Source organism: Burkholderia sp. BCC0322, assembly GCF_902833045.1.
Lineage (GTDB): Bacteria > Pseudomonadota > Gammaproteobacteria > Burkholderiales > Burkholderiaceae > Burkholderia.
The window spans coordinates 98,381-118,100 of the sequence record NZ_CADFDU010000012.1; the positions used below are offsets into that span (position 1 = coordinate 98,381).

Genomic DNA, 19,720 nt, shown 5'->3' on the forward strand with positions numbered 1-19,720 from the left:
CGGCCGTCAGGACGGTTGCGCGGCAGCGGCACCCGGCGCGGGCGTGCCCGCCTGCGGGGCGGGGCCTGCGGTGCGCGCGCCGGCCGGGCGTTCGATCAGCGGCGCGAGCGCCGGGGCCATCGACTTCAGCAACTGCACGGCCATCGCGCTCGTGAAGTCGTAGCGCGCCGCATACGGCTCGTGCGCCGTTGCGGTCAGGACCCCGAAGAACCGGTCGCCGAGCACGAACACGAAGGTGCCGCTGCGGTTCACCTTGCGCGATTCGATCAGCCGCGCGCCGCGCGCATAGACGTTGAAGCGCTGGTCGCCGGTCCCCGTCTTGCCGTACACGTCGAGCGTCTTGCCGTCGGGCAGCGTGAAGCCGCCCGCGAGGCGGCGCGCGGTGCCGTTGAGCACGACGTCGCGCAGCAGCGTGTGCGCCACGTTGACGATCTCCGGCGACAGCATCGGCTGCGGCTGGGCGACCGCGCGCACGAAGCGCGTTTCGTACGGCGTGCCCTTCGCGAAGTCGAGTCGCGTGATCGTCTCGGTCGGCGCTTTCTGGCCACCGTTTGCGATCAGGCCGATCAGTTTCGCGAGTGCGTCGGGCTGGTCTCCCGATGCGCCAATCGCGGCCGCGTACGACGGCGTGACTTCCGCGAACGGATAGCCGAGCGCGCGCCACGACTTCGTGATTCCCGCGTATGCGCGCAGCTCGACCATGTGGCGAATGCGGCGGTCCTGGGTCGCGTGGTAGCGCGTCTTGTACAGCCACGAGTAGGTGTAGAAACGCGCATCGCGGCTGTCGCGCTGGACGTCGGCGAGCGACGCCGCCGGGTGCGCGCGCAGGTAGTTGAGGGTCCACAGCGCGAGCGGATGCACGCTCGCGATGTAGCCGCGATCGTTGAGGTTGAAGCGGTCGATCGCGTACTTCGCGTAAAGCCTGGCGAGGTCGTCGTCGGACAGCGTCGCGGCGGGCGTGCCCTTCAGTTGCACGCGCATCTGCGCGTCGAACCACGCGAGCGATTCGTTCGGCGCGACGCTGCGCAGCACCGTCGCGATCTTCGGCGGCGACTTGCGCACGTCCTTCAGCATCAGCGCGAGCGCGTCGTCGGGCGCCTTGCCCGCATAGCGCGTGTAGTAGCGCTTCACGTAGACCTGGCTTTCGCCGTCGACGAACTGCCGCAGGTAGTGCTCGCGCTGCTCGGGATCGCCGAGCCACGACGACGACGGGCCGGCCGCCTGCAACATCTCGTAGTGGACGATGTCGCGCATCAGCCGCACGAACACGAGGTTCACCGAGTGCTCGAACGCCGTGTGCAGCGTCATGATGCGGCCGTTGTCCGACTTCTCGAAGTTCGAGAACACCTGCGCGCCGCCGCCCGTGTAGAACACGTCGGGGCTCGCCGAATACTTGCGTTCGACGGCCGCATCGAGCATCGCCTGCAGCGAGCGGTCGCGCGTATGAGACAGGTAGTCGAGCGCCCAGTGCGACAGCCCGTCGATCGGGTCGGGCTTCACGCGGGCCAGTTCCGTGTTCGACAGGTTCGCGTAACGCGCATGCAGGTCGGACACGATCTGCAGGTAGGTGATCAGCGTACGCAGTTTTGCGGTCGAGCCGAGGTTGATGCGGCCGCCGCGATTGACGTCGAACGGCTCGTTCACGCTGTCGGTCTGCACGCGCAGCAGGTTTGCGCCGTTGCGGTGTTCGTACAGCGTGAAGCTGTACGTGAGGTGCGACGGGTCGTCCTTCGGCGCGAGCATCTCGAAACCGTACAGGCCGGCTGCCTGCGCGCCGGCGCGCGTCGACGCCTGGGCGAGCCGTTCGGCAACCGCCTGCTGCACGCCGTTGTCGAGCGTGCTGGTCGCCTGCAGGTCGAACTGGTCGAGCTGGTACAGGTCGCTGATGCCGAGCGCCGACAGCAGCGACGCGCGAGCGGACGTCACCGCCTTGCGCGACACGAACGACTGTACGTGCGCGACGGCCGGCGGTGCGCTGCGTTCGATCTTCGCGTCAAGCGCGGCGTCGCGCAGCGCGGGCGAGATCACGCCGCCGTTCGACAGCAGCCGCAGGTAGCTGTCGGTCAGCCTCTGCAGCGCCGGATAGCCGCGGTTGAGGAAGTACGACGGCGCGCGCTGCGCGATGATCAGCGACAGCACTTCGCGGAACGTCTTGCCCTGTTCGTCGACGTTGTCGCCGGTCGTCGGCGCGGACAGGATCCGGTTCGCTTCGTTGAAGTCGCGGCCGTACCACGCGGCGAGACCGTCGCCGATGCCGGTGATTTCGCCGATATGCGGCCGCGCGGCGAGCGGTACCGAGTTCAGGTAGCGCACGACGATGGTGCGGCGCGCGAGCATCGTCTGCGGACCGTTCAGGTACGCGCGCACCGACGCGGACGCGATCTGCCGCAGCTTCTCGGGCGGCGTCGCGGTGCGGCCCTCGGGCGAATGGCGGAACTTCTCGATCTGCGTCGCGAGCGTGCTGCCGCCCGGGCGCGCCTGATGGCGGTTGACGACGTGCAGTGCCTGGTCGGCCAGCGCGCGGCCGAAACGCCCCCAGTCGATCGCCGGGTTGCGGTTCGGCTCGTTCGCGTCGAGCAGGTAGCGATCCTCGATGAACAGCAGCGAATCGGTGACCACGCGCGGCACCATGTCGAAGTCGGCGTAGACGCGCTGCGGGAACACGGTCGCGAACAGCGGCGCGCCGGTCGAGTCGAACAGCATCAGGCCGGCCTGGTCCTTCTCTTCGAACGGGAGGAACAGCCCGCGATCGCCGAGCGACAGCATCCGCTGCGAATCGCGCGCCTGCTTGCCGACGACGAAGCCGCGCGCGAGCAGCCGCTCCTGGAACGCCGGAATCATCGCGTAGCCGAGGCGCTGGTCGTACGGGCCGTTTGCGGGAAAGCGGATGTGATCGCTCGGGCCCGTCTCGACCGTGTAGCCGACGTCGCGGGTGAGCTCGGACAGGTAGCGCGCCTGCAGCCGGGACGTTTCGATCTCGCTCTGCACGAGTCGCGCAACGATCGCCACGGCGATCAGCAGCGCGGCCAGCAAAGACCACTTGACCCACGTCCAGACCGATGCGGGACCGGTCACACGCGGCAGGATACGATTCAGCGGCCGATTCATGGCGGCGTCTCCCTGAAGGCGCGGGCTCCGGCCGCACCCCATTAAGGATTAGTGTAGTCCTCCGCAGCGGGCTGCCAAGGGCGTTCACTACCGAGATGCGTCGCCGCAACGGGCGTGCCTGCGACGCGCTGTAACCCGCGTTGCGTTGCGGTGGTGCATGCCGTCGCAGCGTAACGTTTGCGCGTGTCGTGCCGGGTCACCCGCATGGCGGGTATGTCGGCGGGCAGGCCCGAACGGCCGGGCGGGCGATGCACCGGTTTCGTGCGGGGCGGCGCCACGACAATTGGGATCGGAACCCGACCGTAAAATTGTGTCCGCCGCGCGATGCTGCTGCGGGTTTCCGTGATAGCCGCGCGTGTCGGCCACGGGTACGATCGCCGGATGTGCCGCGTATGTCCGCTTTTGCCGGGAGTCCCATGCCGATCCATCCCGTCGCGCTTGCTTGTACGGCCATCCTTGGGCTGCTGCTGTTCGGGCTCGGGCTCGTCGTCTCCGTCACACGCTTCCGGTGCACCACCGGTTGCGGATGTGCGCCCGATCCGGCGAACGGGTTGCACAAGATCGTGCGCGCGCACGGCAACACGGCCGAATACGCGCCGTTTCTCGCGGTGCTGTTTCTCTACTTCGGCACACACGATCCATCGCGCGCGATCCTGGCACTGATCGTCGCGGCGACCGCGTGCCGTTGCCTGCTCGTGATCGGCTTGCTCGCGTGGCCGACGATGGCCAACCCGAATCCCGTGCGTTTCGTCGGCGCGCTCGGCACGTATCTGTGCGGTGCTGCGCTGTGTATCGCGTTGTTCGTCTGAACGGCGGCTCGCGTCGCCATACGGCATGGGTCCTGATCCGGTGGAGCGGCTGCGGCGGGCGGTGATATGCTCGCGGGACGCCCGCGAACTCGCCTATCTCGGCGCACCGGTGTTCTGCGCCGCCTGCAAGTCGCCGGGCGTGATCGTGTCCGACGGCGGCGAGCGGACGATGACCGTGATGGGCAAGGTCGTCGCGCTCGAACACGACTTGTGCCAGTGCCTGTGCACGCCGCAGCCGAAACTGATCGCGTCGCAGGCCACCGGGACCATCACCGGATGAAACCCGCCGCGCGGAGGCGGTTGCCATCCGCGCGGCATCGACACCCGGCCGTCAGACGCTGCCCTCGGTTTCGATCACGAGGATGCGTGCTTCCCCGAGCGGATGCGCGACGTGCTCGGCACCGGCCGACGCGTGGAACACGTCACCCGTTTCGAGCATCGTCGCGTGCTCGGCGCCTGCTTCGCGATAGCGCATCTCGACGCGACCGTCGAGCACCGCGAACACTTCCTCGCCGTCGTTCACGTGCCACCGATACGGCTGGTCGGTCCAGTGCAGGCGGACCGTGATGCCGTTCAGGTTCGCGATGTCGAGCGCGCCCCACGCGCGGTCCGCGGTGAACGCGGCGCTGCGAATGATGTTCATCGATGTGTTCTCCGGCGCGGATGCGCGTCGTCTGCCAGTCTTCCAGTCGATTTTCCGGTGTCCGCATTCAATGCGACATCGCGCGCAGCGCCTGCTCGATCGTCGCTTTGCGCTTCGCGAAGCCGGCCGCCGAACGTTCGGTGACGCGCTCCACGATCGCTGCCGGTGCCGTGTCCGGCGAACCGGCGTCGAACGGCGGGGCGGGTGCGTATTCGAGCTGCAGCTGGATCGCCTGCGCTGCTTCTTCGCCCGCCAGCTCCGCGGCGATCGTCAATGCGAAATCGATACCGGCCGTGACGCCGCCGCCCGTGATCAGGTTGCCGTCGCGCACCACGCGCTCGCGCACCGGCACCGCGCCGAGCGGTTCGAGCAGCGAGTGGAACGCCCAGTGCGTCGTCGCGCGCCGCCCGCGCAACAGGCCGGCAACGCCCAGCAGCAGCGCACCCGTGCAGACCGACGTCACGTAGCGCGCGGCGGCCGCGCGCTGCTGCACGAACGCGATCGTTTCGGCATCGAGCAGCAGCTCGTTGACCCCGATCCCGCCCGGAATGCAGATCACGTCGAGCGGCGGGCAGTCGTCGAACGTGCAGGTCGGCGCGAGTGCGAGCCCGCTGCTCGATGCGACGGTGTCGCGCGACTTCCAGACCAGATGAACGGTTGCGTCGGGCAGCGAAGCGAGCACGTCGTGCGGGCCGGTGAGATCGAGTTGCTGGACGCCCGGAAACACGAGAAAGCCGATATGCACGGTCATGCGAAGACTCCTATTGGAAGGGGAACGGGCCGTAGCCGGTACGGGATGGACAGATCGATTCTAGGCGCGTAGTGTTTGGCGAAATTGCCATATCGCCCACGTTTTCAGCCAATCGCCATGCCTGCCGCGCCGCGTTCGATCCTGGTCCTCGCGTTCCCTCGTACACAGCTGCTCGACGTGTCGGGGCCGCTGCAGGTGTTTGCGTCCGTCAACGAGCTGGCGCTGGAGCGCGGCCAGCCGGAGCCGTATGCGCCGCGCGTCATCGCGGCCGAGGCGGGGCCCGTCGAGACGTCGTCGGGCCTGGTCGTGATGGCGCAATCGCTGCGCTCGGCTCCGCGCCATCCCGACACGCTGATCGTCGCCGGCGGCAAGGGCGTGCATGCGGCATCCAGGGATGCGCGGCTGGTGCGCTGGGTGCGGCAGCAGGCGGCGCGCACACGGCGCGTGGCATCGGTCTGCACGGGCGCGTTCCTGCTCGCCGAGGCTGGCCTGCTCGACGGACGGCGTGCGGTCACGCACTGGGCGCGCTGCGATGAATTTGCGGCGCGCTATCCGAACGTGCGGGTCGAATCCGATCCGATCTTCATCCGCGAAGGCGCGTTGTGGACCTCGGCCGGCGTGACGGCCGGCATCGATCTCGCGCTCGCGCTGGTCGAGGAGGATCTCGGGCGGGCGACCGCCCTCGACGTCGCGCGCGAACTCGTCGTGTTCCTGAAGCGCCCGGGCGGGCAGGCGCAGTTCAGCACGATGCTGTCGATGCAGCGCACCGACGACCGGTTCGGCGAACTGCACGCATGGATGGCCGAGCACCTGACGGCCGACCTGTCGGTGCCCGCGCTGGCCGAGCGCGTGCGCATGAGCGAGCGCAGCTTCGTGCGCCACTACCGAGCCGGAACCGGCCGCACGCCCGCGCGCGCGGTCGAGCAGATCCGCGTCGAGGCCGCGCAGCGCCTGCTCGGCGAAACGGCATGGCCCGTCAAGCGGATCGCCGCGCGCTGCGGCTTCGGCTCGGAGGAGACGCTGCGGCGCTGTTTCGTGCGCGTGCTGGGCGTGTCGCCGCAGGGGTATCGCGAGCGATTCGTGCGGTAACGCACGGCGTGCAGCCGTGATCGGGCCGGAACGATGGCCGTGTGGGACTGAACGGAAATCGATCGCTTTCCAGTCCGAAACGCCAAAATTATTCGGGATCGGATAACAATGGGTGGGGGCTTGTGCCGTGTCCGTCGCGCGCTCTATTCTGTCCCGTTGGCGATTCGAAGGGGGGCAGCATGGACCGAATCCAGGCAATGGAAGTTTTTACCCGCGTGGTCGACGCGAACAGCTTCACGCGCGCGGCCGACACGCTCGCGATGCCGCGCGCGTCGGTGACGACCATCATCCAGAACCTCGAGGCGCTGCTCGGCGTGCGCCTGATGCACCGCACGACGCGCAGGCTGTCGCTGACGCCGGAAGGCGCGGCGTACTACGAGCATTGCATGAAGATCATCTCGGAGATCGCGGAGGCCGACGCAAGTTTCCAGACCGGCAACCGCAAGCCGAGCGGCGTGCTGCGCGTCCACATGCCGAGTTCGCTCGGGCGGCGCGTCGTGCTGCCGTCGCTGTCGATTTTCCGGCAGCGCTACCCGGACATCACGCTCGAACTGGGGCTCTCCGATCGTTACGTGGATCCGATCGAGGAAGGCATCGACTGCATGATCCGGGTCGGGCCGCTCGAGGATTCGTCGATGGTCGCGCGGCGGATCGGGATGCTCAAGCGCGTGACCTGCGCGTCGCCCGATTACCTCGCGCGTCACGGCGAGCCGCACGAGATTGCCGATCTCGCCGAACATCATGCGGTGAATTTTCGATCGAGCCACGGCGCGCGGCCGATTCCGTGGGTGTTCATGATCGACGGCAAGCCGTTCGAGGTGCGGATGAACGGGGGCGTCACGGTCAACGATTCGGATGCCTACGTGACGTGTGGGCTCGAAGGGTTCGGGATGATCCAGCCGACGCTGTTCATGGTGCTGCCGAACCTGCTCGACGGCTCGCTGGTCGAGGTGCTGCCGGACTGCAATCCGAAGCCGAAGCCGATTTCCATCGTCTATCCGCACAACCGGCATCTGTCGCAGAAGGTACGCGTGTTCGCCGACTGGATCGCGGAGGTGTTCGAGTCGACGCCGTCGCTGGAAGGTGGGGAGAACTGGCGCGGGCGGGTGGAGGCGCAGGCGGCGAAGCTGCAGAGAGGGGCTGTAGCGGCGTGAAGTGCCGGGGCGCGGCCGGGGGCGCCGTGGCGCCGGCCCCCGCAGTTTTGGCGTCCAGGAGAAGCGGAGCGTCGATGCCGCGGCTTCAATTGTGGGATTGATCCGGAGCAGCGCCTCGCGTCGCACGATCGCGCAGCGCGGCGGGCAATTTCCACAGCATCAGTTCACGCGTGCCGATTGCCCACAGCGCCGAACCGTCCCACGAAAAGGCCAGCGCCTTGATCTCGCTGTCTTTGGGTAGCGACGATGCGTCTAGCTGCACTGGCGTGCGGCCCTGTGCGACGTCCCAGAGTGTCACGCGATGCTTCCAGCCGCCTGTGCGGTAGGTCGTGCCCATCGCAAGGAAGCGTCCGTTCGCCGAACGGGCGGCAGCCTTGAGGTCGTTGGCAGTGCCCAGCAGGGCCGACAGCACGTGCCCGCTCTTGAGATCCACTACGTGCATGCCGACGAAGCGCGCCCGTTTCGTGCCGGTGTACTTCATGGCAGGAGGCATGCTGCCGTCGTCGTCGAGCAGCAGCACAAAGCCTGTCGCGATCCATTGACCCTGCGGTGAGCCGAGCGGCTTGGGCACCCATTGCGCGATGCCGGCGGCGCTGACGGAATCCGGTGTGCCGAAGCGCTGGGGTAGGGCAATCGTACGCATCGCTCGGCCGGTGCGGGCGTCCAGCTCGGCGAGCCCTTGCGAGTCCTCCGTCCAGTAGCTTCCGGAAGGCCGCCAGCGTACAGGCCAGATCAGCGCATTGCTGCCGTTGCTGATCTCGTCCATCAGCGACTGGCGTACCGACGACAGCGTGGTGACGAACGGCCATGGATTGTCGGTGCCCGGCGGCGCTGACGCCGGGCGCTGTACGGTCAGAAACTGGGAGCCGACCGGATTCGCGTCCTTCTTGCTATCCCGGAGGTCATGCCAGAAATTGGCCGGCAGATCGTCGTCGAGAATCCAGTACATATCGCTCATCTGATGATCTCGCCAATCGGTCTCGCTCGGCCAGACGACTTCATGACGATCGACCTTGCGGCTCGCGATGTCATATCGGTACAGGCACGGCTTGCTCTTGGTGTCCGGCTGGCCGTCGAACCAGACGGCGCTGCCGTCGCCGTTGATCATCATCCGTCGGGGGCCATCCTGGCCGTGCCAGACTTCGTCCGCCTGCAACTCGCCGTTGACCGCGTGCAGCCGCCACACATACTCGTTCCAGCCGCCGTTGTCGGCGACCTGGGCGCTAAATAGCAGGCTGCCATCCGGCAGGCCGAGGATGTCGTGCGGGTACAGCAACGTGCGTTGGGACGGATCTGTCACGAACTTGTCCCAGCGGATGATCGAGGGCTTGATTACGGGGGCGCTCTGGTCCGGCACAACCAGCTTGATCGCGGGCGGCGGCATCGACGGTGTCGACGGTAACTGCCATGCAGCGGGCGACGTGGCGATTTCCAGCTTGGCCGGCAGTGCGGACAACGCGTCGGTCAATGCCGTGAACACGTCGCCCGGGACGACGGAGATGCCGGTCCTGCTGGATTGGGTCCGGTTGCCGCTGAACACGTCCAGGTCCTGAAGTGTCAGTGCTTTCCACAGGCTGTAGTCGGGGTTGGGCCGGGAGTCGATGCGACCGAACTGAACGACCGTGGCCGGATGCCCGAATATGGCGCTGGCGTCCTGCACCCGGACGAACAGCGCACTCCGGTACTGACCGGTGATGCCATCGCTGTGGTCTTGGCGGGCCTCCCAGAAGGAATAGGTGGTCTGCAACGCTGGCAGGTTGGAACCTAGGAACAGCCGGTCGACGCGTGCCCGTGCCTGATCCATGCGCCAGTCCAGTTCCTGTCGGGTGATCGCGCCTTGTTGTAGCGCTTGCTGCAGTTTCGGCAGCGTAGAGTGGTCGGCGATGGCCGCGCGCAGGTCCGGCCGGTGCGACAACAGCACATGGCTCCAGGGGGCCGGCAAATTCTGCAACGGCCAGCTATTGGCACTGGCTTCTACCGGGCTCGTCCGTTGCAGCACGCGCTGCACCAGCGGCTGCACCTGATCGTAGGAGGCGGAGGCCAGCAGGAACACGGCTTCCGCATAAGCTTGCCGGTTCTTGCCGTTGTCCCAGATCAGGACCTGTTCGCCTCGGCGGGCGGCGACTTCGTAATCGTCGTCGTGCCCGGTATCGTGCAACTGCTCGAATCTCCAATGCAGGCCGTCGACGGTGGTGTCGGGCAGAGGGTCGGCCTGGCTCGTGAGCGGGAGTGCCAGGCCGATCAGACACAGCAGGAAGCATGCGAGGCGTTTTTTCATCGACGTTATGCCCGGATGCAGCGGAAATTTGGACGTACCGATTCTAAGCGCGGCTTGGCGCTCATGCTGCGGTGTGCCGGGCGTCGTTGCATGGGGTATCAACTTTTGCGCCGTTCGGTATCACTGCATACAGGCATCGGCGCGTGGATCGACTTTTTACGGAGGGATGCCGGCATCGGTTGCGTATCCCCTCGGATCTCGAAATCAATGGCTCGATCATTGTTGCCACGAAAGCGTGGGCCGGTACCTTAGCGCTGAACTGAAAGCGCGTGTCACCGGATGGCTGCTGTGTTCAACCGTTCTTGCTGGCGCAGGTCATGTGCAGACACTGGTGTCGGGACGCGTGACGAGCCCGAAAGAAAGAACCGCGGCCATTCAACGCGACCGCTCGCGTTGGCGAACTCAAGTCGCGGATCGATTTCAACCGGAAGTGTGCGATGGCCGATTGATCGTCGCATTCGACCAGGGAGGTCCAAACGGTCAATGCGATGTGACGGTATGTGTTTTCCGGGTGGGGCAAATGAAAAAGCCGCTGTTCCTTTCGAAACAGCGGCTCTCGCATTTGGTGGCGAATCAGGGACTCCGACCGCATCGGCCGCAAACCCTTGTGCTACCGTGACTCCGCCAGGCTGTAGCAGCAGTATCGGGGCAGCTCACTGTAGCAGTCAAGTCTCCCTGCGGCGAACGGCGAAGGCCGTTGCCCATAACTTGCATCAGTATCCGGATGACCGCTAGGCTTTCGTACGATACATGGCCGATAAAGGGGCACCATGCTAATGAGACGAGTCCCAGAACTGCGCGGAGCCGCTGAGACACCGACATCGTTATGGAAGTTGTGACCCTATTATGTGGCGCAATATCTTGTGTCGCACCATGTTGTGGGTGGCATATAATGTGTATTTCGCGCTGAAATGACTGCCGTGAACGGTTCGCTGGCAGAACGCTTAGAACCCGAATCTTGGTGTGAGTCACACGGCGTGGTGTGATATTTCAGATTTGCGGCGCCAACTTCCATTCCGCGAGTCGTGTCACGGGATGCAGGCTCGCTAAAGGGGTTGCCGATGTCGGGTCAGAACTGCCCTTTCGAGGAAGGGCGCCTTAATCGTGCACCAATTTTCCCGGTATCTGGCGTTGCCAATCCGGTTGTTCAAGCGCGTATTCACGTACCAGTTCGCATCGGCACGGTCGATGCGTATGTCAAGCTGTTGAGGCCGAAGGCGTTCGCCGCCGAGTCCGTCTGCGCTTGGCTAGCCATTCGCGTAGGTTTGCCAATCCCTACACCTTTTTGGGTAACGGTTCATCGGCGCCTGCTGCAGAATCTATGGCCCTTTGGAAGTACGGAGGCGCACTTGTGCTTCGGGTCCGAAGCTGTACCGTCTGCGATGGCGCTCAGACTAGACGCGCAGTCGGGTGACGTGCTTGCGCGCCATGGCCTGCATCTCACAATGCTCGGACAAATCGCCCTGTTCGACGAGTTGGTCGGCAATGACGACAGGCACGACGGGAACTTGCTGTTGACGTACGATGGGTCTGTTTTCCTTATTGACCATGAGCGTGCTATCGGCGGCACAGGCTTGGGTCTATTCTCGACCGACCCGCCGCTCGGACCCAATCGACTGCTCGAGCGCGTGCGCAAACTTCCGGCGAGTGACCGCATGGCGCTCGCCAAGCCTCTGCGCGAGTTTTGCGCAAATTGTGAAAGGGCGGTTTGGGCCGCTCCGTTTGAAGCGTTGGTCGAGGACGCGTCGATGCGGGCACTCGTTCAAGACTATTTGATGCGCCGAGCTGAGAGACTGCGAGACACACTGGAAGCCGTCCTCGGCATCCCGGACCTCTCAGGATTGCGCGAGTCCTCGCGCCCATCATCCGTGCTGTAATTCGGATATGCAGACAGATTTTTTCCTTGATGAACTTCCCGCGGAAACCGCAAACGCTCGACTGCTAAAGCTGCAGATGAGCGCGACCGGCGAGTCAATCGCTATTGCAGTCGTTGGGTGTTTCGAATCCGGGAAGCCGTTTGCGCGGACCGTCACGTCCAGGATTCTGCGCTGCCTGCCGCGTGATTTGGGGCGCGCTTGCCACGCTTTCGGCAACTTGCTTGTCGCCGACTACATGTCGTCCAGCTTGGTGGCCGAAGGGCGTGGGAGCGAGTGGAAACCCCCATTGGTGGGTATCGAAATCGGACCTGAATTCCTGGTGGAGGCCGACGACGAGGAGTCGGCCATTGTCTCCGCACTTGAGCGTTGTGCTTTGTTCAGTCCACCTGGCGAACAGGTGGGGACTGTCGTCGAAGAAGCGGCGCCTCGCTCGACTGACGAACGGCGATTCGTTCAAGCGGTGAAAGCTGAAGTCCTCCACCGCAATCCTAGTTTAGGCGTGGGATTCAATCGTACCTTTAGTCTGACGCATGCAAGTCGCGAGTTCTCGATTGACTACGTAGGTCATGCCTATGCAACATGCTACGCTGCTATCAATCCAAAGGGACGTAGCCGTGTCCGGCTGAATACCGCGTCCGCTGGACTATGGCGGCTCGCGCGCGCACGGGACGCTTTTGGCTTTGCCGCGCCGGAACAGATTGAACTCACTGCGTGGGTACCAGCACCTGGGCTTCCAATTTACAGAGAAAGCGAATACGCGGCGCTGAATGATGTCGTCGCCGAACTCAGGGAGCAAGCTCGCCGCGAGTCCCTTAGTGTATTCACCGCGCATGACATTCACTCGGCGTCGAGCCGGCTGATATCCGAGGAAGTTGCAGCGCTGAATTAAGCCACTTCTGCCTCCGCAAAGGATTGGGCCGCCTGCGTCCCGACCTGTGGGTCCTTCATTGCGGAGAACTTCACGTACATTCCGGGGCCGACGCCCCAAGCCCTTGAGTGTTGCGGTTTCGTGCGACTGCAGCCGCCCATACGTCCAAGGTATACAAAAGCGCCGCCTTGGCGTACGGCAACGTCAATATTGGCGCTGATAGTCGGCCTCGTAACCCGCAAGCCGAGCGAGTGCGTCTAGAACCGCAATACTTTGGCTTAAGAGAAATATAACGCGCGTCGGCTCATCCCAGCCCGCGGCGTTGTGTTTTCCCCCGTGAAACAAATTATTCCTTGTCGTCTTTACGGCAAGTAGAACCTTATTCAGCTCGCTATCTTCCTCGTCGAACCTGAGTGGGCTCCACTCCCAGGACATTGGCCCATTGAACGTCTGAAGGTCGGGAGGCGATGCCAGAAGCTCTCTTGCCGCATGGCACGCTTGGTAGCGTGTCTCGTGTTCCCTGATGAACGCAGTCCAGTCTGGCAGGGCGGAGCCCCGCGGCCCCCTTCTCACTTTGCCATTCTCCTTCAGCGCGAACTCAAATCGAGAAAAGCGATAGAAGAAGTCGAAGGCCAAGTCTCGAATTTGGTCTTGAATTTCGTCGCGACGCGTCATTTGCAAGCAATTCGTCAGGCAGAAGTAAAAAAGCGCTTGCCTAATGTCGTGGCGTCAGCTCCATCGGCCGTGAAAGACGCTCCACAGGTGAAGGCGGCAATCATAATAGTCGCTTTTTGCAGGTGGCGGCTGCTTTTGCACAATAGCCCCACGTTGTCGAAAATGTAACGTCTTTCTCGACAGTCAGTAAAATCTCGCCTTACAAGAGAGGGTTGGCAAAAACTGCGAGTAACGGGGAGCCCACAGATGCATCTGGCGAAGCTAACGGTCAAAGGGTTTCGAAAAATTGAAGAGGCGGAGATGCTGTTCCGTCCGGGACTCAACATAGTTATTGGAGAAAACAATGCGGGCAAGACGGCGGTCATAGACGCTTTGCGCGCGCTGCTCTCGACTACCGAGGAGGGCACGCTGCGCCTTGACGAGTCTGACCTGCACGTTGCCGCGGACGGTAAGCGCCCCAGTTGGTCTATGAATGTGACCATCAAGGAGCTAGGGACGAGCCCGCTCGTTCAGGTGAGTCTGGTCGCCGCGACGGGGCATGACATCCGCGTGTCCACTGTCCATAGGGTGAAGGGAGAAAGTATCCCTGCCGTTCTGTATGTCACAAATCCGAAGTCACTCAATAGTCTGCTGACGGGCACCGCCGATGAGGAGGGGCGAATCGGGTATGTTGCCGTTACGCGGGCTAGTGACTTGCTTATTCTTGCGATTCCCAAGTCCACTAAAGTGGAGAAGACAAAGGAGCTGAAAACAAAGGGCTTCACTGAATGGCCAAGTTGATGCGCGTGCTGCCGAACGCGAACCGAGCACTTCGCGTTCCTGACCGCAAGAAGCTTGAAACGAGCAAGCCGCTCGGCATAAACGTGACAAGCAAGGGGCAGGGCTATTACCCTGCCCCTGAATCACATCGGTAGTCTGCCCCCCGCCTGTCTGCCGACTTCCCGGAGGGCGAGTAAGCGCAGATGCCGGACTATCGTCCTGTAGCTGCCCCTCCCGAGTTCAAGCCGGACGTTCGTCGGCCCTAGCTTCCTGCGTTGCTTCTTCAGCGACACGCACGCGCGCACGACATCTGCGGCCGATATGCCTTTTCTTCCCCTCATCGATGACCTCGCAAGAATGCGCCGACCGGCTTTGGCCGGACGCAACACGTGTAGTCACCCCTCGGAATTTGGTAAGCGAAACTGCGTGCGAAACGGCAAACGCTGATTCATCCTGGTTGTGTTTCATCAACCAGGGAGCGCGTCCATATGGATAACGCATCGCTTGACACAAAATCGCCCGGCGTTCGTACAGTCCTGCATTTGTCACCGGCCGTGATGGTCGCAGCACTTCTTTCGGCGCAAAAGAACGGATTGAGTCTGCGCGAATGGCTTGACCGGGCCGTTGCCGACCGGATTGCCGACGACCACCCTGAGGGCGCGGCACCTTGGTCGGTACAGTCAGCCGACCTGTTTGCCCACGTTGCTAACTGCTCGCCCGAGTTGCTGCATGGTCGGTGGTCGCTGCTGTTCGAGCGAGTGCTGCTGGACCGGTCCCTGTGGCATGAGCCGACCACGACCGTCGGCGAATTTGAGGACGGAGAGCCGCTGAGGGAGCCGTTTATCGTGCCTGCCAGGCTGAGAAAAGCATGGCCGCGGTTGGTGGCGGAAGTCTTCTGTCTGTAAGCGAGAGCAACGGAACGCAATCGTTTCACGAGAGATATAGCGGCATGAATCGCTATGAGGCAGAGAAATTATTGATGGTCGAAACGGGCATGGTATGGCCGAAATTTCGACGTCGAAACTGTCGCCGAGCGTTTCTTGACAAGTCCACTTGCGACGTCGAAACGAAGACTTAGTCGGGAGGCGAACTGCTGATGGAGTTAACACGCGTGCATGCCGCGGTTGATGCTGCCTGCGCCTGCTACCCGCACCTAGAGTCGCTGGCGGTGCTTGAGCTGACTCGGTAGATACCGCACGTCTGAGTAAGCTTAGCCGCTTGGGCGCTGAATGTGGCGCCGCTGGAGCCGCTGCTGATGTCGGCGGACGAGCGATTGCTCTGACGGAGCGACTTCACAAAGCAATTGAGGGCAGTTGATGTTGAGAATAACAGTGGAGCTATGGCCAAGCGGACGTGAGTCCGGGTGCCGCGTGATTGCAACGGCGGACATCGGACGGATACAAAACGGCGCGCACGCCGACTACGAGGTGCGTCTCGACGAGAGCCCGCTCGGTAATGTTGGCGACGTCGCAACAGTGCGGGAGTATCCGCGCTGGTCAGCGTCGATGTGGGACCTCGTGGCTAGATGCATTGCTGCTGCCCTGTCTAGCGGCCGCGAGGAGCTACCGCCTCGCCCTGTGCTCCCGGAAGTGCCGGTGCACAAGTGCGACGGCCTGAGCTAAGTGCGGGTGAGCGAAATCCCCGAGCCGGCACAGACCTTTTTCAGGCAGCGCATCGCATACAGCAGTCGGCCGGTCATCGACGACGACCCCGAGCCAATGGATTGTGCGTATCCGTGGGATTGGGAGGACTTCGTGGGTAGTCGACGGTAGCGGTTCTTCTCACGCTTTCTCAACGAAAGTGAGAAAAATCCAACGATGGACTGACCCCAAATGTACTGCACTTTTTGTCAAAAGTGCAGTACCGGGAAAGCCTCGTCCGACAAGGCTCAGCGCGGACTGTATGTGTGCATGTCCACCCTGTTTTTTTGTACAGATTTCGCGTCTGCCTTTCTCGTGTTCAAGTTTTTGCAAGCTTTAATTACCAGCGGTATCGCAGATACAGAGGCTCGGCTTACGTCCGACGGGAATGCCCACGTCCACGAGGGAGACCAGCACACGAAGCGAAATCTCCGGCGTGCCGGCGGCTGGCGTGACGCGAGAGGGAAGGGAGCTCACAGCGTGAATTGTGCCCCTTGCGTATTCGATGTCCGGGCACCGATGGCGTCGTGTGAGACATTCGCTCGTCAGTTATTTTTCGTACTTTACTGTTTTGCTCCCGACCTGAATTCTGCGGTGTATCCGACGCCTGCCCGTGCGCACGACGCCGTCCATTGGGATTTGAGTCGTAGTCCCCGCGTTGTACTCACGCGCGAGTCGTCCCGGCTGCACGTCGATGCCGAGCTTACGGAACGCCTCGGCCGCGATGTTCTCAAACGGCGCCGCCGGTGCCGGCCTGCCCGTGAATTTGTTGACACGCGTCTTGGCGTATACGCCCTTGCTGACACGCACAAGGCGTCCATCGCTGACCATTTTTGCGAGCACCCGGCCAACCTGGGCGGCACTGCCAAGCGGGGCGACCTCTGAGCGCAGAATGACGACCCCTGCTCCTCGTTCGATAAAGAGCACGAGTCGGTCTTCAATTTTTGCTCGCCTTCCTTTCCGTGTGCCATCGTCTACATGCGTTTGCAGAGGTTCGTTCTCGTTCATGGACTTATCGATTGGCGTGTACATCGTGCGCGGATGCGTTCGTAAGCCAGCAACTGCCGACGTGGTCAACGGGCCGCAAGCGTATGCATCCCGATGCCCGCCATATCGCGCAAGTTCGCTGGGACGTTTGGCGAGTGCACCATCGCTTGCAACGACAGATGTCGGCGATTGACTGGCCGTAGACTTCCGCACGGTACCCACCGGCACAAGTTTGGCACAGGGCGGCCCTCGCTGGTAATCACGATTTCGCGCTCTCGTCTCCGATTGATTGCCGGAGATTGCCAGTGGACGTCAATGTAAAGGGCGAGCGAACTTCCTGGCGCTACACGCATTGCGCGACATCGCGCATACGTGAGGACAGAGAACATGCTTTTTGAACCGATGGTAATTGATGGGGTGCTGGTGAGCAGTGGTCGCGTCATGCGGCCCGAGCAGGTCAAGGAAAGCCTGGCGGACCGCCCGGCTGTGCGAAAGGAGGTCGGCGGCTGGTACCTATGCGGGGACGTGCAACGAGGGATGTTCGATGCGCTGGTCGGCAGTCAAGGTCACTGCACGATGCAGATGACCGTGTTCCGGGGAGCGTCGTCGGGCAATTATGGCGTCTTCACGCAGCAGGTGGAGGGCTTCCAGCATCGCTTCGTGCTGCCCCTGTACGAACCGCGCGTAGTTGAGTTGCTTCGCTCGCTGCGGGACGAACCGGTCCAACTGTCGCTGGGGAGGCAGAACGAGGACGCTGCACTGTTGGTTCGGCAGCGTCTGCCGTGGCCTCTGGTTGCGGAAGTGTTCCGCTTCACGCAACGGGTGGGCGACATCCGGGTCTCGGATGTATTTGCGGGCGGTCGCCTAATTCTCGATAAGGCGAGGGCAGCCGACGCGGTTGTGGAGTTTCCCGACATGCCGCGCCCGACGGAAATATGCGTTTCGTTTGTCGTGCCCGAAGAGGCGCTGCTCGCGCACGAGCAGCTCGGCGGCGCGGCTTCAGTCGGGAAGGCAGTCCACTAGCAACCGGTGCCGCGCCGGCGCACTGGAGGGCATCGTCGAAATCTGATTAGGGCTCGCTGTCGCGAGCCCGTTTCCCTGGCGCGCCGCCCCTTATGCCAGTGATGCTCACGCTGGCGAGCACCTCGACGGTCGGGCTCCTCCTCACGTCGTCGCGTTATTCGGGAGGCTGCGACTTGGTGACGCGGGGTGTAGCAATTCCATTATCGCGGTAAGGACGCAGAAGCGGAGGATACGGACAATCGGGTGCGAGCGGCATCAGTTTCGCCGCCAGAGCTTTTGCGTCCTCGCGCTTCCCATGCGCAATTGCAAGCGCGTAGTTCTTCCATACATCGGGCCACTCCCGCGTCATGTATTCGAACGCGTCGGGACGACGCACTGCACGGTTGACGAAGTCGCCCATGTAAATTGTGCAGAACTGGTACGCTTCAACCAGAACGCTCAATGTGTTGTGCTCAACGCGAAGGCGCAGTCCGAAGCGTTCGAAGAGTGTGTTCAGCTTTTCTTTGTCGTTCGGTAAGAACGCAGGATAACCATCGGCACCGACCTCGCATTCGGGAAAGAACATTTCCAGCATGGCGGCGAGTTCCGGTTCACGCGGGGAACCGAGCAACGGCTCCTGCTTCAACGGTCTCAATGCTTCTTCAAACTTTTTGGGGTCCATTAACGTCGGTGCTAAGTCGGCGTGCGTTGACGCGTATGGCGATAACGCGGTCAAGAAAAAAACGTCGGGAAAAGCGACTACCTGTGAAGCATCGCGAACGTTTACCGGAAACGACAGATAGGACGTTCGATTCACGAGCAAGCCACAAATGAGTGAGAGCGTTATTGCGTGTATGTTTCCAGGAGAAAGGTCGGGGACAAGAGACACGCGCTGAGTTCGTGGCTCTCGTCTCAACCATTCGTTTAACGCCTATTCGAATTCTGCCATCCGAGCCAAGGCATCGGCAATTGAAGGGCAGGTAACTGTATCGTCCTCTACGAAGCCCACAGGCTCGGCACTTTGCCAACACGCAGGTTTACGGCGCCAACTGCCAAACCTTGAATGTCAGCCGGAGCACGGCCCGCGTATCTTGCCTCGACTCTATCGGGAGGGGGCTATGCGCTCGCTACCTGGGGCTGATGCGGTTTTGAGCGTCGGCCTGTGCCTCCTTCTCAAACCTTTGGAAATCACATGGATTTCCTGCCAGCCCGTCCTCGAACCCCACTCGGGAGGGGTCATTCTTTTTGACGATTTTCGCTCCTTTTTCGTCGAACCCGTACTTTTCTCCGTGGTAACAACGACGGAGGCCGTGGCAATAAGCATAGGCATAGTCGAACTGCTCAGCCGTTTGACAATATTTCAGAAGTAGGCTGCCGGCTGTAAGGTGTCTGACAAATTCGGCATGGGTAATCGTAGTCATGAGATGTTTTCTGTATGTTGAGCGTTACAGCGACAAACTGTGGATTCCCGCTTCAGTGGCCAGTCGCAGCTCGGGCTTCGGTCGGCGAGTTCAATTTGCCATCAAGCCAGGGGGCGGGCGGCGCTCGCAAGCTCGTCAGTTCGCTTTGCGTCCACGGCATATAGCGACGGGGTGTTTATACTGGCGGGCGAATCGTTTTAGAAAGCCTCATTGCGTGCCTCGACGACCTGGTATTCAGATGCAGTGCCGATAGGCTGACTGAAGATGAGGAGGGGGCATCGGTGTCAAAAAAGAGCCACCCCAACGGGGTGGCCGAACTGAACGATTCGTGTCTAGGCGTTCTGCGCTGCTTCTGTCGTGGCCGCCTGGGGTGCCGGCTTCGCAATCTTCGCTGCTTCAAAGGCGATGATGAGCAATGTGCCGGTCGGCTTGCCTTCGCGCGACAAATAGTAGTCTGCCTTGAGTTTCCCGGTGACCTTTACGAAGTCGCCCTTCGCGAGGCCTAAGTCGGCGTCTCGCATTACGCGGACCGAATACCATGTGGGTTCGGCGTCAGTACCGCGCTGACTTTCGCACATGCGGAACTCCCAGTAGCCTCGACCGGTCGCCTTCGTCTCCTTTCGGACCGGCGCCGTTGCCACGTTTCCAAATGCTTGCAT

At 62.6% G+C, this 19,720-nt stretch carries 18 protein-coding genes; 9 read left to right on the forward strand and 9 right to left on the reverse strand.

Annotation, left to right across the window (positions count from 1 at the left end):
- Positions 1–6 precede the first annotated feature (6 nt).
- Positions 7–3,108, reverse strand: a complete 3,102-nt coding sequence (locus tag HWX39_RS27515) for a transglycosylase domain-containing protein (RefSeq protein ID WP_175970885.1) — start codon at positions 3,106–3,108, stop codon at positions 7–9.
- A gap of 416 nt (positions 3,109–3,524) precedes the next feature.
- Between HWX39_RS27515 and HWX39_RS27520 the strand changes: the two genes are divergently transcribed.
- Together HWX39_RS27520 and HWX39_RS27525 are read left to right on the forward strand one after the other, a co-directional pair.
- Positions 3,525–3,917: an MAPEG family protein gene (locus HWX39_RS27520; protein ID WP_175970886.1), complete on the forward strand. Its 393-nt coding sequence runs from the start codon at positions 3,525–3,527 to the stop codon at positions 3,915–3,917.
- A gap of 25 nt (positions 3,918–3,942) precedes the next feature.
- A complete protein-coding gene (locus HWX39_RS27525) occupies positions 3,943–4,197 on the forward strand; it encodes a PAAR domain-containing protein (RefSeq protein WP_244135108.1) in 255 nt (84 codons plus the stop codon).
- Between the two features lie 51 nt (positions 4,198–4,248).
- Here the strand turns inward: HWX39_RS27525 and HWX39_RS27530 are convergent, their stop codons facing one another.
- Positions 4,249–4,560, reverse strand: coding sequence for a cupin domain-containing protein (locus tag HWX39_RS27530; protein ID WP_175970887.1), 312 nt, complete (start codon positions 4,558–4,560; stop codon positions 4,249–4,251).
- A gap of 67 nt (positions 4,561–4,627) precedes the next feature.
- Complete coding sequence (locus tag HWX39_RS27535) at positions 4,628–5,311, reverse strand: DJ-1/PfpI family protein (protein WP_175970888.1); 684 nt, start codon at positions 5,309–5,311, stop codon at positions 4,628–4,630.
- Between the two features lie 117 nt (positions 5,312–5,428).
- Between HWX39_RS27535 and HWX39_RS27540 the strand changes: the two genes are divergently transcribed.
- Both HWX39_RS27540 and HWX39_RS27545 read left to right on the forward strand, forming a co-directional pair.
- Positions 5,429–6,400 carry a GlxA family transcriptional regulator gene (locus HWX39_RS27540; RefSeq protein ID WP_175970889.1) on the forward strand — a complete coding sequence of 324 codons (972 nt, stop codon included), beginning with the start codon at positions 5,429–5,431 and terminating at the stop codon, positions 6,398–6,400.
- Between the two features lie 179 nt (positions 6,401–6,579).
- Positions 6,580–7,554, forward strand: a complete 975-nt coding sequence (locus tag HWX39_RS27545) for a LysR family transcriptional regulator (RefSeq protein ID WP_175956434.1) — start codon at positions 6,580–6,582, stop codon at positions 7,552–7,554.
- Positions 7,555–7,639: 85 nt separating this feature from the next.
- Here HWX39_RS27545 and HWX39_RS27550 read toward each other — a convergent pair whose 3' ends face one another.
- On the reverse strand, positions 7,640–9,832 hold the full coding sequence (locus HWX39_RS27550; protein WP_175970890.1) for a hypothetical protein: 2,193 nt from the start codon (positions 9,830–9,832) through the stop codon (positions 7,640–7,642).
- Positions 9,833–10,893: 1,061 nt separating this feature from the next.
- On the opposite strand from HWX39_RS27550, the gene HWX39_RS27555 reads away from it, so the two are divergent.
- Both HWX39_RS27555 and HWX39_RS27560 read left to right on the forward strand, forming a co-directional pair.
- Complete coding sequence (locus HWX39_RS27555; RefSeq protein WP_175970891.1) at positions 10,894–11,709, forward strand: HipA family kinase; 816 nt, start codon at positions 10,894–10,896, stop codon at positions 11,707–11,709.
- A gap of 7 nt (positions 11,710–11,716) precedes the next feature.
- A complete protein-coding gene (locus HWX39_RS27560; RefSeq protein WP_175970892.1) occupies positions 11,717–12,598 on the forward strand; it encodes a hypothetical protein in 882 nt (293 codons plus the stop codon).
- A 183-nt stretch (positions 12,599–12,781) separates the two neighbouring features.
- Here HWX39_RS27560 and HWX39_RS27565 read toward each other — a convergent pair whose 3' ends face one another.
- Positions 12,782–13,252, reverse strand: a complete 471-nt coding sequence (locus tag HWX39_RS27565; protein WP_175970893.1) for a hypothetical protein — start codon at positions 13,250–13,252, stop codon at positions 12,782–12,784.
- Between the two features lie 246 nt (positions 13,253–13,498).
- On the opposite strand from HWX39_RS27565, the gene HWX39_RS27570 reads away from it, so the two are divergent.
- Both HWX39_RS27570 and HWX39_RS27575 read left to right on the forward strand, forming a co-directional pair.
- Positions 13,499–14,032 (forward strand): AAA family ATPase, encoded by a 534-nt coding sequence (locus tag HWX39_RS27570; protein WP_175970894.1) that lies wholly within the window; start codon positions 13,499–13,501, stop codon positions 14,030–14,032.
- Positions 14,033–14,499: 467 nt separating this feature from the next.
- A complete protein-coding gene (locus HWX39_RS27575) occupies positions 14,500–14,916 on the forward strand; it encodes a hypothetical protein (RefSeq protein ID WP_175970895.1) in 417 nt (138 codons plus the stop codon).
- A 1,284-nt stretch (positions 14,917–16,200) separates the two neighbouring features.
- Here HWX39_RS27575 and HWX39_RS27580 read toward each other — a convergent pair.
- Entirely contained in the window at positions 16,201–16,659 is a 459-nt protein-coding gene (locus HWX39_RS27580) for a DUF6088 family protein (RefSeq protein ID WP_244135109.1), read from the reverse strand.
- Between the two features lie 366 nt (positions 16,660–17,025).
- On the opposite strand from HWX39_RS27580, the gene HWX39_RS27585 reads away from it, so the two are divergent.
- On the forward strand, positions 17,026–17,661 hold the full coding sequence (locus HWX39_RS27585; protein ID WP_175970896.1) for a hypothetical protein: 636 nt from the start codon (positions 17,026–17,028) through the stop codon (positions 17,659–17,661).
- Between the two features lie 154 nt (positions 17,662–17,815).
- Here HWX39_RS27585 and HWX39_RS27590 read toward each other — a convergent pair whose 3' ends face one another.
- From HWX39_RS27590 to HWX39_RS27600, 3 genes are all read right to left on the reverse strand, one after another.
- Positions 17,816–18,322 (reverse strand): hypothetical protein, encoded by a 507-nt coding sequence (locus HWX39_RS27590; protein WP_175970897.1) that lies wholly within the window; start codon positions 18,320–18,322, stop codon positions 17,816–17,818.
- Positions 18,323–18,767: 445 nt separating this feature from the next.
- Positions 18,768–19,061 carry a hypothetical protein gene (locus HWX39_RS27595; protein WP_175970898.1) on the reverse strand — a complete coding sequence of 98 codons (294 nt, stop codon included), beginning with the start codon at positions 19,059–19,061 and terminating at the stop codon, positions 18,768–18,770.
- Between the two features lie 332 nt (positions 19,062–19,393).
- Positions 19,394–19,720 (reverse strand): single-stranded DNA-binding protein, encoded by a 327-nt coding sequence (locus HWX39_RS27600; protein WP_175970899.1) that lies wholly within the window; start codon positions 19,718–19,720, stop codon positions 19,394–19,396.

Excerpts from the sequence above, each read along its gene's own strand:
- HWX39_RS27520 (WP_175970886.1), top strand. The coding sequence starts at position 3,525 with ATGCCGATCCATCCCGTCGCGCTTGCTTGTACGGCCATCCTTGGGCTG.
- HWX39_RS27600 (WP_175970899.1), bottom strand. The coding sequence starts at position 19,720 with ATGCAAGCATTTGGAAACGTGGCAACGGCGCCGGTCCGAAAGGAGACG.
- HWX39_RS27575 (WP_175970895.1), top strand. The coding sequence starts at position 14,500 with ATGGATAACGCATCGCTTGACACAAAATCGCCCGGCGTTCGTACAGTC.
- HWX39_RS27570 (WP_175970894.1), top strand. The coding sequence starts at position 13,499 with ATGCATCTGGCGAAGCTAACGGTCAAAGGGTTTCGAAAAATTGAAGAG.
- HWX39_RS27525 (WP_244135108.1), top strand. The coding sequence starts at position 3,943 with ATGGGTCCTGATCCGGTGGAGCGGCTGCGGCGGGCGGTGATATGCTCG.
- HWX39_RS27530 (WP_175970887.1), bottom strand. The coding sequence starts at position 4,560 with ATGAACATCATTCGCAGCGCCGCGTTCACCGCGGACCGCGCGTGGGGC.
- HWX39_RS27585 (WP_175970896.1), top strand. The coding sequence starts at position 17,026 with ATGCTTTTTGAACCGATGGTAATTGATGGGGTGCTGGTGAGCAGTGGT.
- HWX39_RS27555 (WP_175970891.1), top strand. The coding sequence starts at position 10,894 with ATGTCGGGTCAGAACTGCCCTTTCGAGGAAGGGCGCCTTAATCGTGCA.
- HWX39_RS27540 (WP_175970889.1), top strand. The coding sequence starts at position 5,429 with ATGCCTGCCGCGCCGCGTTCGATCCTGGTCCTCGCGTTCCCTCGTACA.
- HWX39_RS27565 (WP_175970893.1), bottom strand. The coding sequence starts at position 13,252 with ATGACGCGTCGCGACGAAATTCAAGACCAAATTCGAGACTTGGCCTTC.
- HWX39_RS27595 (WP_175970898.1), bottom strand. The coding sequence starts at position 19,061 with ATGACTACGATTACCCATGCCGAATTTGTCAGACACCTTACAGCCGGC.
- HWX39_RS27590 (WP_175970897.1), bottom strand. The coding sequence starts at position 18,322 with ATGGACCCCAAAAAGTTTGAAGAAGCATTGAGACCGTTGAAGCAGGAG.
- HWX39_RS27515 (WP_175970885.1), bottom strand. The coding sequence starts at position 3,108 with ATGAATCGGCCGCTGAATCGTATCCTGCCGCGTGTGACCGGTCCCGCA.
- HWX39_RS27545 (WP_175956434.1), top strand. The coding sequence starts at position 6,580 with ATGGACCGAATCCAGGCAATGGAAGTTTTTACCCGCGTGGTCGACGCG.
- HWX39_RS27560 (WP_175970892.1), top strand. The coding sequence starts at position 11,717 with ATGCAGACAGATTTTTTCCTTGATGAACTTCCCGCGGAAACCGCAAAC.
- HWX39_RS27535 (WP_175970888.1), bottom strand. The coding sequence starts at position 5,311 with ATGACCGTGCATATCGGCTTTCTCGTGTTTCCGGGCGTCCAGCAACTC.
- HWX39_RS27580 (WP_244135109.1), bottom strand. The coding sequence starts at position 16,659 with ATGAACGAGAACGAACCTCTGCAAACGCATGTAGACGATGGCACACGG.
- HWX39_RS27550 (WP_175970890.1), bottom strand. The coding sequence starts at position 9,832 with ATGAAAAAACGCCTCGCATGCTTCCTGCTGTGTCTGATCGGCCTGGCA.